Origin of the sequence: Pseudomonas putida, assembly GCF_050990305.1 — a bacterium.
GTDB lineage: Bacteria > Pseudomonadota > Gammaproteobacteria > Pseudomonadales > Pseudomonadaceae > Aquipseudomonas > Aquipseudomonas putida_AH.
Window position 1 is genome coordinate 4214815 of the sequence record NZ_CP158817.1, and the last position, 14074, is coordinate 4228888.

General features: G+C 60.3%; 11 protein-coding genes and 2 pseudogenes. 7 read left to right on the forward strand and 6 right to left on the reverse strand.

Annotated features, from left to right (window positions below; translation table 11 throughout):
• Positions 1–63 precede the first annotated feature (63 nt).
• Entirely contained in the window at positions 64–393 is a 330-nt protein-coding gene (locus ABTV22_RS18940) for a DUF6388 family protein (protein ID WP_433736027.1), read from the forward strand.
• A 202-nt stretch (positions 394–595) separates the two neighbouring features.
• The gene (hglS, locus tag ABTV22_RS18945) at positions 596–1975 is read left to right on the forward strand and encodes a 2-oxoadipate dioxygenase/decarboxylase HglS (RefSeq protein WP_433736028.1); all 1380 of its coding nucleotides are present in this window, start codon (positions 596–598) and stop codon (positions 1973–1975) included.
• A gap of 86 nt (positions 1976–2061) precedes the next feature.
• On the opposite strand, the pseudogene ABTV22_RS18950 reads toward hglS, so the two are convergent.
• The 6 genes and pseudogenes from ABTV22_RS18950 to ABTV22_RS18975 all read right to left on the reverse strand — a co-directional run bounded on the left by ABTV22_RS18950 (position 2062) and on the right by ABTV22_RS18975 (position 9995).
• Positions 2062–2739 (reverse strand): annotated as a pseudogene (locus tag ABTV22_RS18950) (type 1 glutamine amidotransferase domain-containing protein).
• Positions 2740–3335: 596 nt separating this feature from the next.
• Entirely contained in the window at positions 3336–3917 is a 582-nt protein-coding gene (locus tag ABTV22_RS18955; RefSeq protein ID WP_433736029.1) for a hypothetical protein, read from the reverse strand.
• Positions 3918–4011: 94 nt separating this feature from the next.
• On the reverse strand, positions 4012–5085 hold the full coding sequence (locus ABTV22_RS18960; protein WP_433736030.1) for a lipocalin-like domain-containing protein: 1074 nt from the start codon (positions 5083–5085) through the stop codon (positions 4012–4014).
• Positions 5075–7546 carry an FtsX-like permease family protein gene (locus ABTV22_RS18965; protein WP_433736031.1) on the reverse strand — a complete coding sequence of 824 codons (2472 nt, stop codon included), beginning with the start codon at positions 7544–7546 and terminating at the stop codon, positions 5075–5077. Before ABTV22_RS18965 ends, ABTV22_RS18960 begins: the two co-directional genes overlap by 11 nt.
• Before the next feature lies 1 nt (position 7547).
• Positions 7548–8216, reverse strand: a complete 669-nt coding sequence (locus tag ABTV22_RS18970; protein WP_433736032.1) for an ABC transporter ATP-binding protein — start codon at positions 8214–8216, stop codon at positions 7548–7550.
• Between the two features lie 57 nt (positions 8217–8273).
• On the reverse strand, positions 8274–9995 hold the full coding sequence (locus tag ABTV22_RS18975; protein WP_433736033.1) for a sulfatase-like hydrolase/transferase: 1722 nt from the start codon (positions 9993–9995) through the stop codon (positions 8274–8276).
• A 390-nt stretch (positions 9996–10385) separates the two neighbouring features.
• Between ABTV22_RS18975 and ABTV22_RS18980 the strand changes: the two are divergent.
• The 5 genes and pseudogenes from ABTV22_RS18980 to ABTV22_RS19000 all read left to right on the forward strand — a co-directional run.
• Positions 10386–10541: pseudogene (locus ABTV22_RS18980) on the forward strand (UDP-glucose 6-dehydrogenase); the annotation flags it as partial.
• A gap of 14 nt (positions 10542–10555) precedes the next feature.
• Complete coding sequence (locus ABTV22_RS18985; protein ID WP_433736034.1) at positions 10556–11617, forward strand: NAD-dependent epimerase; 1062 nt, start codon at positions 10556–10558, stop codon at positions 11615–11617.
• Positions 11614–12360: a sugar transferase gene (locus tag ABTV22_RS18990; protein ID WP_433736035.1), complete on the forward strand. Its 747-nt coding sequence runs from the start codon at positions 11614–11616 to the stop codon at positions 12358–12360. The genes ABTV22_RS18985 and ABTV22_RS18990 overlap by 4 nt, the downstream gene beginning before the upstream one ends.
• Positions 12360–13007 carry a CpsD/CapB family tyrosine-protein kinase gene (locus tag ABTV22_RS18995; protein ID WP_433736036.1) on the forward strand — a complete coding sequence of 216 codons (648 nt, stop codon included), beginning with the start codon at positions 12360–12362 and terminating at the stop codon, positions 13005–13007. Before ABTV22_RS18990 ends, ABTV22_RS18995 begins: the two co-directional genes overlap by 1 nt.
• A 23-nt stretch (positions 13008–13030) precedes the next feature.
• Positions 13031–14062, forward strand: a complete 1032-nt coding sequence (locus ABTV22_RS19000; RefSeq protein ID WP_433736037.1) for a polysaccharide biosynthesis/export family protein — start codon at positions 13031–13033, stop codon at positions 14060–14062.
• The last annotated feature ends 12 nt before the right edge of the window (positions 14063–14074 follow it).

Here is a 14074-nt window from a genome sequence, read left to right on the forward strand (position 1 = left end):
TGTATCACTGTGGCAGCGCGTATCGTTCTGCTTTACTGCAATACACCCCTCGAAGGAGCGACCATGCCTGCACCTGAACACCATCATGAACTGGCGTTGAAGCGGTTCCTCGATGAGCGCCCGCAACTGCGCGACGAACTCGACCACCTCAACCCCCTGCTCGCCCAGGCCAAGGGCGAAACCCTGGCGCAGTTTCGTGAAGAACGTTTGCACGAAGCCTTCGAGGCCGAAGCCGAAAGCTTGGGGCTGTTTGCCTGGGAGCTAACCCTGAAGCTGACGGCGGCCACCCCCGAAGACTATGAAGCCCAGCGCCTGGAAGTGCACCGGGAAGTGGCCGAGATGGCCGGGATGGACTGGCTGGAATATTGCGATCTAAATGGAATAAAACCCTGACCCCTCTGTAGGCGCTGCCGCAGGCTGCGATCTTTTGATCCTGAACAAAATCAAAAGATCGCAGCCTGCGACAGCTCCTACACACCCAACCGCTTGCAGTCCTTTGTAGAATGAGGTTCGTCAGAAACTTCGTTTGTCGGCGGCGTGCAAGGCTGCGATCTTTTCTCCCATCCTTCACGTCACCGCGCCAGGAATTCCGTTCATGACTCACCCGAGCTTCGTCAGCCCCGACTTGATCCGCCAACGCTTCTCCAAAGCGATGTCCGACATGTACCGCGAAGAAGTGCCGTTGTACGGCGCGCTGATGGCGTTGGTGGAACAGACCAACCGCCACGTGCTCGACAGCGACTCGCAAATAGCCCGACAGCTGAACAGCACCGGCGAAATCGAGCGCCTGGACCTGGAGCGCCATGGCGCGATTCGGGTCGGTACGGCCGCTGAATTGGCGACCCTGGCCCGTCTGTTCGCAGTGATGGGCATGCAGCCGGTGGGTTATTACGACCTGACACCGGCCGGGGTACCGGTGCATTCCACGGCATTTCGTGCGGTGCATGAAGCGTCGTTGCAGGTCAGCCCGTTCCGTGTGTTCACCTCGTTGCTGCGCCTGGAACTGATCGAAGACCCGCAACTGCGAGCGTTTGCCCAGTCGGTGCTGGACAAGCGTTCGATCTTCACGCCTGCCGCGCTGACCCTCATCGACCGCGCCGAAACCCAGGGCGGTCTCACCGAAGAAGAGGCTGGGGACTTCGTCAAACAGGCATTGGAAACCTTCCGCTGGCACCACAGCGCCACTGTCACCGCCGGGCAATACCAAAAACTCAGCGCCCAGCATCGCCTGATTGCCGATGTGGTGGCGTTCAAAGGTCCACACATCAATCACCTGACACCGCGCACCCTGGACATCGACATCGTCCAGGCGCAGATGCCGGTGCATGGCATCACCCCTAAAGCCGTGATCGAAGGCCCGCCGCGCCGCCAGTGTCCGATCCTGCTGCGCCAGACCAGTTTCAAGGCGCTCGACGAGCCGGTCGCCTTCACCGATCAAACCGACTCCCGTGGCAGCCACAGCGCCCGCTTCGGCGAAATCGAACAACGGGGTGCCGCCCTCACCCCCAAAGGCCGGGCGCTGTATGACCGCTTGCTCAATGCGGCCCGGGACGAACTCAAAGACTTCCCCAACGAAGCCAACGCCGCGCGCTACAACACCTTGATGGCGCAGCACTTCAGCGAATTCCCCGACACCTACGAAGGCATGCGCCAACAGGAACTGGCGTACTTTCGCTACTTCGTGACGGAAAAAGGCCTGGGAACGGCCGAACTGAAAACCCTGCCCCTCGAAGCGCTGGTCAGCGGCGGGTATCTGCGGGTGGAACCCTTGGTGTATGAAGATTTTCTGCCGGTCAGCGCGGCGGGGATTTTCCAGTCAAACCTGGGGGACGCCGCTCAGTCCCACTACGGTGAGCATTCCAATCGACAGGCGTTTGAAAAGGCATTGGGGCGTTCGACCATTGATGAGTTGGAGCTGTATGCCGAGACTCAGCGGCGCTCGATCGAGCAGTGTTTTGCCGCATTGCACGACTGACACCGACCTGTAGGAGCACGGCTTGCCGGCGATAGCGATTTCGAGGACGCCATCGCCGGCAAGCCGTGCTCCTACAGAGTTTTTGTTTATTTCAACTTCGCGAGGAGCGCTTGCGCCGTCGCCTGCGACGATGCCGGGTTCTGCCCGGTGAGCAACAGGCCGTCGGTGAGCACATAGCTCGCCCAATCAGGCCCCTTGGAAAAAATCCCGCCCTTGGCCTTGAGCTCGTCTTCCACCAGGAACGGCACGACGTCGGTCAATTGCACGGCGTCTTCTTCGCTGTTGGTAAACCCCGTGACTTTCTTGCCTTTGACCAAGGGTTGACCGTTCGCGTCCCTGGCGTGGCGCAACACGCCCGGTGCATGGCAAACCGCGGCCACCGGTTTACCGGCGTTGTAGAAGGCTTCGATCAACGCAATCGACTGTTTGTCCTCGGCCAAATCCCAGAGTGGGCCATGGCCGCCAGGATAGAAGACCGCATCGAAATCGCCGGCCTACACCGAGCCGAGCAACACGGTCGACGCCAGTGCGGCCTGGGCGGCCGGGTCCTTGCGAAACCGCTCGGTGGCCTCGGTTTGAAAATCAGGCTCGTCACTTTTCGGGTCCAGTGGTGGCTGGCCACCCTTGGGCGAAGCCAGGGTCACCTGTGCGCCAGCGTCCTTGAAGGCGTAATACGGTGCCGCGAATTCTTCCAGCCAGAAGCCGGTTTTCTTGCCGGTGTTACCCAATTGATCGTGGGACGTTAAAACCATCAGGATTTTCATGTCTTCACTCCTTCTCGGGACTGCGGGTGGCGGTTGCGAGGATGCGCAAGTGGCTGCGCGTTGGCCCAAGTGTAAGACCCAGGTTCCGGGCCGATCGTTCGACCCCAAAGGCGTTTGGACACGGTGCGCCAAAAGCGGCCCCCTGTCGCGGGGTTTTCCATGCAGGTGATCGGGATTTTCGCCGCCACCCGCCTCGCTCCCGGACACCTACCAACGTGACCGTCGCTCACGTAAAAGACTTGGACCCTTCAATGACAGGGCTATCTGCGCAGACAAAAAAAGGGCGACTTCACAGTCACCCTTTTCATGCTTTAAGACTTTTTATGTATCACTCCCACGGGAGTGTCCGCCCAGTGCAATGGCCTCGGCATTCCATGCACTGGTAAAGAGCCGTGACACTGGGCGAACGGGGCGTATTTTAATGGAAGTTGGTACGGATGTCCGCGATTCAAGCATGAAATTTGCTGATACGTTTTTTATCAGACGTGTATCAAAAAAGTATCTTGACCCGCGTTCAAACTCACTGGCTCGTCCATGCGCGAGATTATTCCTATACAAAAAGCTGTACAGGAATAATCAAACAAGAACGCGCGTCCTCAACCTTTTGGAATGCTTTTCACCTGCAATACATCGGTATAGACCACATAAACACTCTGCCCGACTTTCAGGTTTTTCAACTTGGCCTGGATCTCCGGTTTTTCGACATTGAGTGTTTTTTTCTGACCTTTAGGGGTTTCAAGGGTCACTCGATGTTTCTTCAGGTCGATCGCGGTGATTTTCAGTTGCACCTTCACCTGACGATAGGCTTCGCCGGCCGGATTGGACCCCGGTGCCGCACGCACTTCACCGCTGCGCTCCATGCTGCCCGGCAAGCCTCCGTCGACATCGGTATCCAGATACACCGCAACGGCACGGGTCACCTTGATGTCAACCTGGTCACCCGCCTTGAGTTTGTCGATATTCTTGGCCTTCTCGGTCAATTGCACAGTGGCTTGATTACCTTGCGGCCCCTCAAGGACAACTTGCTTAGTGGCCATATCGACCGAAACAACTTTGGTGGAAATATGATCGGCTTCCACGACAGCGGACAGTGGAACTTCCGCCGCAATGGCGCTGAAACTGACGGCAGACAGTACAGTGGCGAGGGTGATGGCTTTGGTGAGTGCGTGAAGTTTCATAGGCAGAACATTCCCTGTGGTCAATGACGACAAACGGTACCGAATCGAGATGCGATACCGAGCGTGCAGGTGAGCATAGACGCTGTTGCGCGACTCAGTACCCCGTCATCTCCAGATACCCCTGCCCACCATGACTACCGCTCAGCCGCACGGGGCCTTCCCAGTAGGGAATGCGCAGGTCCATCCAGGCGTTGGGGTTGAGGGCGCTGATGACGATGTCGAGGTGCTTGTCGGGAATCTGGATCGCCCAGCGCACGGGCATTGAATGGCCGGCGACGCGGGCGGTGTCTTGCGGGGTGAGGTGGATGTCGGCACCTTGCAGCAAGCGGGTCTGGCCTTGGGCATCGATCCAGGTGCCGGTCAGGTACGGCGCGCCGTCCTTTTGCCGCATGCGATACAGCATCACCTGTTCGCCACTGTCCAGGTGCAGGGAAAACCAGTCCCACCCGGTCTGGTTGGCGGTCAGGGGCTGGCTGCTCCATTCACGGTCGAGCCAGGCCGGGCCACTGACTTGATAGCGCTTGCCGTCGATCTCCAACAGGCCGCGGGCCTGGAAAAACGGCTGGCTGTAGTAATACGAGGCCTGGCCCTGTTCGGATTTCTGGCTGAACCCCTTCTCCCCTTGCAGCACCAGCGGTCGATTTGACGTCAGGCGCAGTTGATAGCTGAACGCCTTGTCGCGGGCACTCAACTGCATATCGCTCAACGGATCGGCATGGGTCGATTGGCTGCTCAAACGCCAATCGTCGATCCACGCGTTGAACGGTTCCAGATTGACCCCGGCCAGACCGACGCCACCACGGGCATAGCGTTCGGCCGCGTGATGCACGGTCGCCGACGTCACCGCCGCATGACCGAGCCAGATCGTCTGGTTCTCCCAACCCGCCACCTCGGGCGTGGCTTTCAAGGCACTGCGAAACAAGGTCCATTGCGCACCGAATTCGTGGCCCTGCTCATCCTTGAGGTTGGCGGTGACGTACCACCATTCGATGCGATATCCATCATGGGGGCCGTGGTCTGCCGGGAAGCTGAACACCCGCCCGGCCACGACTGGCGTGAACGCCGCCGCTTGATTGCCCATCCCGGCGAAGCCTTTTTCCACGGGCACCGACTGATCGCAACCACTCGATAACAGCGCCAACAGCATCACCGCGAATTTAATCCTCATGGGCAAAGGTCCTCAGCAGGTCCGCCGGCTGCGTGCGATACAAAGCGTACAACGGCCACGCCGACGCCAGCACTGTCGCCACCAGCGCCAGCCCCATCAGTTGCAGCAATTGCACCGGGAACACCCGCAGCGGCAGGCGCCAGCCGAAAGCCTGGACGTTGATCACCGTGTCCAGGCACCAGGCCAGCGCGATGCCCAACGGCAAGGCCATTACCAGCGTCAACACGGCCAGCAACCAGGTTTGCCCCAGGTTGAGCAGCATCAGTTGCCGGCGCGTCACGCCCAATGCCCATAGCGGCGCCAGTTGGCCGAGACGGCTCTGGCTTTGGGTCAGCAGGCTGATGAACAGCGCCACGCCCGCCACACACAGCGTCAGGCTGTTGAGGGCGGCGGTGGCGGCGAAGGTGCGCTCGAACACTTGCGTGGACCAACCTTTGAGCCGGGCCTGATCGACGATGCGACTGTCCTCCAGGGCGAACCGCGCTTGCAGTGCATTCACGAAAGGCGAAATCGATGCAGGCTCGATGCGCAGGTTGAAACGGTTGGGCGTCAATTGTGGCCAGCCGCGCAACAGATGGTTGACGTTGACCAACAGGTGCCCTTTCGGATTGCCGTAGTCGGCGTAGATGCCGACAACCCGCGGCGACCAGGGGCCATTGGGCGTGGTAATGGTCAGGTGATCGCCCAATCGCACCTTCAGGCGCCGGGCCAGTTGCTCGCTGAGCATCAAGGCATCGTCTATGGCCAGGCGATCCCAGGGTGAGTCGCCCAGGGCTTCCAGCAGCGGCCAGTGCTGACGATAGGTCGGATGATCGATCACGCCAATGATGTCCGCCGGCCAGCCTTGCAACTGGATCGGGACCTGCCAGTTGGGTAGCACTGCCACAAGCTGCGGCTGCTGCTTGAGCCAGCTGTACAGCTCCCCCGCCTGCGCCGGGTTTTGTGGATTGAGGTAGAGCTCGGCGGTCAGCCGCTGTTCGAGCCAGTTGCTGAATGTCTGGCGGAAACCGGCGGTCATGCTGCCGGCACCGATGTTGGCCGCCAGCGCCAGCAACAGCGCCATCAATGCCAGGCTCAGGGCCGGCAGTTGCTGGCGACAATCGGCGACGAACCATTGGCCGAGCACGGAACGGCTACGACCCAATAATCCATTGAGCACGGCATTGAGCACCACCGGCAGGGCCAGTGCCGCGCCCAGCAACAGCGCGGCCATCAGCACGAAACCGCTGGCCAGGCTGTCGCCCCGCAGCAACGCCAGCAGCGCGATCGCCAGGGCCAGTGCCGCCACCCATCCTTGACGCCGCAACCAGCGCGCGTGGGCCTGATGCCAGGCCTGGGGATCGGCCAGCGCCAGCAATGGCAGACGCGCCGCCCGCCATAAGCTGTTGGCGCCGGCGAGCAAGACACCGAGCAGGCTCAGGCCGATGCCGCTGAGCCACCACCACAGGCTCAGGCTCAACTGCCCCGCCACCTCGGCGCCATACAAACCGCGCAGGCTGGCGGCGACATCCGGCAGCAACACGCCGGCCAGCAGGTAGCCGCTGATCACACCGGCCAAGCCGCCGACCAGGGCAAGGCCACCCAATTCCACCGCCAGGCAAGCAATCAGCATCCGCGCGCTGACCCCGCAGGCTCGCAGGGTCCGCAGCAAACCTCGGCGCTGTTCCAGTGCCAATCCGATGGCGGCATGCACAATGAACAGACCCACCACGAACGACAGAAACCCGAGTGCATCGAGGTTCAGATGAAAGCTCTCGGTCAGCCGCGCCAAGTTGTTTTCTTCACCGCTGCTCTTGAACTGCAACTGCCCCTTGAGCGACTCGGGCAGCGTCGCCGTGAAATCCTTGGGCAACAGCAGGCGCGATAGCTGATCCGGCAAGCCGAGTATCTGCTGGGCAAACCCAATGTCCACCAACAACACGCCAGGGGCCATATCCGTCTGCACCTGCAACGGCGGCAGCGCCTGACCGTTCAGCGCCTGCGGGCGATCGCCTTCCTTGAGGCCCAGGGCTTGTAAGGTCTGTGGCGAAATCCAGGTCATGCCCGGTGGTGTAAAAAACTCGACAACCTGATTGATCGTCAGCACCTGCCCCGCCACGACGCCACCCACCGGCAACGACACCGGTTCGATGCCCATCAGTTGCAAGCGCTGGTCCTCATGGCCCTTGAGCGTCAGCCGCCCCTGCAACACCGGCGACACTGGCCAACCGGCAAGGCGCAGGTCGACAAACCATTGCTGAGAGAACGTTGCGGCCGTAGGCGCACTGAGGCTGGCCTGGGGTTCGCCGCCGATCAACTGACTGGCCCGGGCGTAGCTGTCCCGCGCCTGACTGTTCAGCGCTTGCACGCCCGTCAGCAAACTGGTGGCCAGCCATAGCCCGGTCAGCACGCTGAAAAACTGCACCGGGTGCTGTCGCCAATGACTGAGCAACGCCCGCAGGGTTTGGCGAAAGATGCGCATCTCAGCTCCCGTCCACACCGGCCAGTCGCCCACCGTGCAGTACCACTTTGTCGGCCAGTCGCGCCGCGACGTGGGGACTGTGAGTGACCATCAACAGGGTCGTGGGGCTGGCATCGAGCAACTCCAGCAGCAGCTTTAGCACTTCGTCGCTGGTGGCTTCATCGAGGCTGCCGGTGGGTTCGTCGGCCAGCAGCAGCGTCGGTTTCGACGCCAGTGCGCGCCCCAACGCCACCCGTTGCTGCTGCCCGCCAGAGAGTTGTTCGGGATAACGGCGCAGCACATCCGCCAAGCCCAGGCGCTGCACCAGGTGCGCCTGCCAGCGCGGATCATGACGCCCGGCGAGTCGCGCCTGAAATGCCAGGTTGTCCTCCACCCGCAAACTGCCGATCAGGTTGAACTGCTGGAACACCAGGCCGATTTCCGTGCGCCGCCAGTTCGCCAATTGCCCTTCGTTCATCTGCTCCAGTCGATGTTCGCCGCTGCGGATGCTGCCGCGATCCACCTTGTCCAGCCCGGCAATCAGGTGCAGCAAGGTGCTCTTGCCACTGGCCGATTCGCCCATCAGCGCCAGGCTGCTGCCGGGTTTGAGGGTCAAGTCGACGCCTTGCAGCACCGGCAACGGGCCTTGCGGCGTGGCGTAGCTTTTGAAGACGCCCTGGACTTCAAGCATGGGGTGAGGCTCAGTGAAAGCAGTGAGCCTAGGATAGCGGACGGCTAGATGACCGCGTTATCGTTCTTCGCGGGCAAGTCGGGTCGCCGCATCGCTCGCTCCTACTGGCGCCTGCGACGGCGTGACAATACTGTTCAAGTCGATGTGCTTCCAAGCAGGCTTGGCCCCCAGCCGTGCATTGAACCGATAGTTGAAAGTGAAATCATCGGCCGTCGGCACACTCAGCGGCTTGCCATACACCGCCTCCACCCCCGCCAAGTCATACCCCATCAACTGCAACAAGGTCGGGAAGATGTTGTAGTGGCTGGAGCGATCCTTGTTGCCGGCCAGTGCCGCCTGCCAGTCAGGGGTTTTCAACCCACTGCCCTGAACCACCACCAACGGCACCAGGCCCTCCTCTTCCACCGGGTCCCCGCCACAATGGGTGTTCAAGCCCGGATTGCCCCGCTCATGCAGGTCCTGGCCATGATCGGAGGTGTAGATCAGCAAGGCGTTGTTCAGATTGGCCTGGGCGAACACCCGCGAAAAAAACTCACCGACATTCCACAACAGGGTGTTCTTGTAAGCGTTGCGGTACAAAACCCAATCGTCTGGCTGGCCATTGAAACCGTTACGCTCGCCCGTGTCCGCCACTTCGACAAATTGCCCCCGAGGCAAGGTCGGACGGTAAGCCATGAAGCCATCGGGGTATTTGTCGTGCACCGGAAAATGCGCCCCGACCTTGTTGATGATCACCAATTGCGGCTGATCGTCATTGAGCAGTTCGATCAGTTTTGCCGCTGCCGCCATGTCGCGATCGCGCACGCTGGTTTGGTCGAATTGCACGAACTCATCGATGTCCTTTTTCTCGGCGGCGTTCATCAGGTTCTGCAAATTACCGCCAGTGCGTTGCGCATCGATATAGACCGTGCGCAACCCGGCTTTTTTCGCGTACTGCCAGATCGACGGCAACGTGCTGTTGATCCGAACGTAGTCGGCGCGGGTGCCGCCATAACGCAGGGTGACGTTGGTGTCGACACTGCAATTGGCAATCGAGGCGGCGTAGCCATAGTTGAAGATCGCGACGCCCGCACGCGCCTCCTTCAGATTGCTGTGCACGCCGAACGGTGCGTTGATGTCCAGGTAATTGCCGGAAATGCTCTCGTCGATGATCAGCACGATGTCGTGCCCCACCGGTTGATCGATGCGCGCCAGGCTCACCGGTTCACGCGGGCCGACGGTGTTGTGCAGGGACTCATAGGCGAACAGATTCAGATAGGCCAGCGGCGTGTACATCTGCGGCAGGCCGCGCGCGCCCTCCCCAGCCCGCACGAACAATACGGCACTGAGTAACAACACCCCCAACAGTGGCGCCGCCACCAGTAGCGCACCCGACAGAGGCAAACGCCGACGAGGCTTGAGGCCGATGCCCAACAGCAGCGGCAATCCACCGAGCACACCGCTGATGATCGCGTCGCGGTACTGATACATGGCTTCTTCGATAAAGCCGCCGGAGTACACCAGCGAGACGAAGCTGCTGTAAGTCAGGTAATCGGCGGTGACCCGGGAATACACATCAAAGAAAACCGCTGAAGCAAACATCGCCAGCGCGAAAAAATGCCTGGTCAGTGCCTGGCGAATATAAGCCGTCATAAATAATGCAGCTGTCAAAACGACGAACATGGCGACAAACAATATCAGCGCAAAACTCAATCCCATCGCGCTGACACGACCAAAGTAATAGTCGTAATGGGTGATCAAATAGACAGCTATCAGAATTTCTTTGAGATATCGAATCATTAGCTTTTCTTCACCCAAATACGGGGGGGGCCAAAAGGTTGTCGGTCATTTTTTGACACTAGCAGCGAGCCAACGAAGCGCAAGAAGCGTCAAAAAACAGTTGAAAGCGTCAAAAAAAAATCGTCTCAATTTTGAAACACTAAACGAGCTACAGCCCTTGTATTTCAAGCCTTACGACCGTTTATCGCTTTCTTGGAAATCTTCACAATTGCTCAAAATTTCGCCCAAGCCAGCAGGGACAAGCGCTTGATGGCAATTGGCCCCCGAAACTGGGGGTGTCTTAGCCTTTTTACATGTCATTTTGCTGACACGGTTTCCCAAGGCTGGTCTATACCCCTTTTGACAGTCCCATTTCTGATCTTTCTTCACCGACTTACGAGGCACGCCAATATGGACGTGAGCGTATTTGGCACGGGCTATGTTGGCCTGATACAAGCAACGACACTGACGAATGTTGGACATTTCGTCCTATGTGTCGACATCGATCCGAACAAGATCAAGCAGTTGCAACACGCTGTTCCACCGATCAGTGAACACTGCCTGTCCGAGGCGGCCCGCCCATGAGAATTCTGGTGACCGGAGCCGCCGGCTTCATTGGTGCCCATTGCGTGTTGCGGCTATTGCGCGACGAGCACCAAGTGATCGGGCTCGACAACTTCAATGATTACTACGACCCGCAACTCAAGCACGATCGTGTGCGTTGGGTGCGGGAGCAGGTCGGCCCTTTCCAGCTCTCAACGATTGACCTGGCCGATGTCGCGGCCGTCGACACCCTGTTCGCCAGGGAAAAACCCGAAGTGGTGATCAACCTCGCGGCCCAGGCCGGGGTGCGTTACTCCCTGGAAAAACCTCGGGCCTACCTCGACAGCAATTTGAGTGGCTTTCTCAACGTCCTCGAAAGCTGCCGCCACCACCCGGTCAAGCATCTGATCTTCGCCTCGTCCAGCTCGGTGTACGGCGCCAACCAGCACACGCCGTACTCGGTGCGCGACGGCGTCGATCACCCGTTGTCGCTGTATGCCGCCACCAAAAAAGCCAATGAGCTGATGGCCCACAGCTACAGCCACCTGTTTGGCATTCCTTGTACCGGCCTGCGCTTTTTCACGGTGTACGGGCCCTGGGGTCGGCCCGACATGTCGCCGATCCAGTTCGCCCGGGCGATCAGCGAAGGCACGCCGCTGAAGTTGTTCAACCATGGCCAGCACCAGCGCGATTTCACCTACATCGACGACATCATCGAAAGCATCGCCCGGTTGATCGAGCAGCCACCACAGGCCAATGCCCAATGGGACCGCGAGCATCCGGACCCGGCCAGCAGCATGGCGCCGTGGCGCCTCTACAACATCGGCGGCCAGCACCCGGTGGAACTCAAGGACTACCTGGCGCTGCTGGAAAAATACCTCGGAAAAAAGGCCCGGGTCGAATTGCTGCCCTTGCAACCGGGCGATGTGCTCAACACCTGCGCCGATGCCAGCGACTTGGCCAGCGCCACCGGGTTCCAGCCCCGTATCGAGCTGGATGAAGGACTCGGGCGCTTCATCGCCTGGTTCCGCGACTACTACCCACTGCCTATCGCCCACGCGCCGCTCGCGGCTGAATTTCAGCGGAGGATTGCTCAATGACTGGACATGAAAAAGGAGTACCGATCATTCAATTGCGCCGTGACAAGCGCCTGGACCCCGAGCACCGAATGCGCCTTGATGCGGCGATCCACATGCAGGGTCGCGGCTGGGTAACAGGCCGTGAAGGAGGTCGCCCCTGGACACTGTCGCGCACCAACCGCGTACTCGCCTGCGTCGGTGCATTGCTGATTCTGCTGCTGATTTCGCCCTTGCTGCTGGGCCTGGCGCTGGCCATCAAGTTCACCAGTGCGGGGCCGGTGATGTTCGTGCAGAAACGCACCGGCTACCGCGGCCGGATGTTCGGCATGTACAAGTTCCGCACCATGGTGGCCAACGCCGAGGAGCTCAAGGAATCGCTGCGCCACCTGAACAAGCACGGTGCCGACGCCATCGACTTCAAGATCGACAAGGACCCGCGCATCACCGGCATCGGCGGTTTCCTGCGGCGCACCAGCCTCGACGAACTGCCCAACCTGATCAACGTGGTGACCGGCGACATGCGCCTGGTCGGCCCGCGGCCGACGTCGTTCAACGCCTATCGCTACAAGGACAATCACCTCGCACGCCTGAGCATCTACCCCGGCATGACCGGCCTCTGGCAGATCTCCGGGCGCAGCAATATCGACTTCGACCAGCGCGTTGAGTTGGACCTCAGCTACATCGCCGAGCAGAGCCTGCTGCTTGATCTGAAGATCCTGTTGAAAACCCCCTTCAAAGTATTCAGCGGCCACGGAGCAAGCTAATGGACGGTTCAACTGCAAAGAGTCTCAGCATTGCCAACCCCAGCGAGTCCAACCTGGCCTCGACCGTGCTTGATCAGGATCTGCGCATCCTGTTCCTGACCGCCGCCAACCCCGGCGCGGGCACGACCACCAGCGCCCTGGTGCTGGCCAGTCAACTGGCGCAAATGAGCAGCGGCCAAGTGCTGCTGGTGGACGCCAGCCAGTCTTCGACCAACCTCACGCAACAGCTTGGCTTGACCAAGGAGCGCGGCTTTCGCGACCTGCTGTTCAACCAGCAGAGCCCACCCCTGCTACAGGACTGCGTAGTGGACGTGTCGAGCCTGCCCTTTCACGTCCTGCCCAGCGGTCGCCACTCACGGGGCATCGAGCACCTGACACCAGAACGTCTGGGACCGTTGTTCGATGAACTGGGCAGTCGTTATCGCTTCGTGGTGATTGACGGCGATGCGGTGTATTCGGCCGCCGACACCCTGGTCATCAGCACCCAGGTCGATGGCGTGATCATGGTCGTGCGCTCCGAAGACACCCGCTGGGAAGTGGCCCAGGCCGCCGTGCAGCGCCTGACCCAGGCCGGAGCGAAACTGGTCGGCAGCGTGTTCAACCGACGCAAGTACTACATGCCCAAGTGGCTCTACAAGAACCTGTAAGCGATCGTAAAAAGGATGACGCCATGAACGCCAAGATGCTTGTCCTGCTGTTGCTGCCGCTTGCAGGTTGCACCACCAGTACTTCCGAGGACACCCGCAACATGCCGGTGAATATTCTCACCGCCACGCCGGCCAACGCCCAGGCCACCGACATGCCCAAGGTCGAACAAACCTTGCGCCCACAAGATGTGCTGGACGTGATCTTCCACATCAGCACCAGTGGCTCGCAGGCTTACCGCATTCAGTCCGGTGACCAGGTCGGGCTGAACTTCACCGCCGCCAGCCAACTCAATGGCAATCAACTGGTGCTGCCCGACGGCAGCATTGAACTGCCGGGGGCCAACACCTCGGTGAAGATCGCCGGGCTGACGTCCGATGAAGCCCGCGAGGAAATCCAGCGTGCCTATAACCGCAAGGCCCTGTTCCAGCCCAACCGCAATCAGCTGACGGTGCAAATCATCAGCCCGCTGACCAATGAACAGAACCTGAAAAGCGCGCTGAACCACCCCGCCACCGGTATGAGCCGGGAGATCACCGTGGGCACCGACGGCTATGCCAGCTTCCCGGAAATCGGCGCCGTGCCGCTGCAAGGCATGACCGTCAACCAGCTGGAAGACTTCCTCAATAAAAAGTACGCGCAACTGCCGGGACGGATGACCGTCGACGTGCTGCTCAAATCCACTGCGGGCAACGAGATCTATGTGCTCGGCGAAGTCGGCCAACCGGGTTCCTACCCGATCCGCCGCCCGGTCTCGGTGCTCGAAGCCCTGACCCTGGCCCGTGGCAGCAACCCCAAGGCTCGCCTGGATTCGGTGATGATCATGCGCCGCAGCGGCAACCAGGTGAAGGCCGTGCGCTACGACGTGGAAAAAGCCCTGTCTGGCGATGCCTCGCAGATCGCCTACCTGCAGCCGGACGACATGCTCTACGTGCCCAAGACCAAGCTGGCCAGCGCCGGCGAACTGGCAAGGCAATTGGCTGACGTGGTGCTGTTCCAGGGTGTGGGTTTCAGCTTCGGCTACCGCGTCGACAACAAAGACAGCAATAACAACTGACTCTCAGGTGAG

Excerpts from the sequence above, each read along its gene's own strand:
- ABTV22_RS18940 (WP_433736027.1), top strand. The coding sequence starts at position 64 with ATGCCTGCACCTGAACACCATCATGAACTGGCGTTGAAGCGGTTCCTC.
- hglS (WP_433736028.1), top strand. The coding sequence starts at position 596 with ATGACTCACCCGAGCTTCGTCAGCCCCGACTTGATCCGCCAACGCTTC.
- ABTV22_RS18955 (WP_433736029.1), bottom strand. The coding sequence starts at position 3,917 with ATGAAACTTCACGCACTCACCAAAGCCATCACCCTCGCCACTGTACTG.
- ABTV22_RS18960 (WP_433736030.1), bottom strand. The coding sequence starts at position 5,085 with ATGAGGATTAAATTCGCGGTGATGCTGTTGGCGCTGTTATCGAGTGGT.
- ABTV22_RS18965 (WP_433736031.1), bottom strand. The coding sequence starts at position 7,546 with ATGCGCATCTTTCGCCAAACCCTGCGGGCGTTGCTCAGTCATTGGCGA.
- ABTV22_RS18970 (WP_433736032.1), bottom strand. The coding sequence starts at position 8,216 with ATGCTTGAAGTCCAGGGCGTCTTCAAAAGCTACGCCACGCCGCAAGGC.
- ABTV22_RS18975 (WP_433736033.1), bottom strand. The coding sequence starts at position 9,995 with ATGATTCGATATCTCAAAGAAATTCTGATAGCTGTCTATTTGATCACC.
- ABTV22_RS18985 (WP_433736034.1), top strand. The coding sequence starts at position 10,556 with ATGAGAATTCTGGTGACCGGAGCCGCCGGCTTCATTGGTGCCCATTGC.
- ABTV22_RS18990 (WP_433736035.1), top strand. The coding sequence starts at position 11,614 with ATGACTGGACATGAAAAAGGAGTACCGATCATTCAATTGCGCCGTGAC.
- ABTV22_RS18995 (WP_433736036.1), top strand. The coding sequence starts at position 12,360 with ATGGACGGTTCAACTGCAAAGAGTCTCAGCATTGCCAACCCCAGCGAG.
- ABTV22_RS19000 (WP_433736037.1), top strand. The coding sequence starts at position 13,031 with ATGAACGCCAAGATGCTTGTCCTGCTGTTGCTGCCGCTTGCAGGTTGC.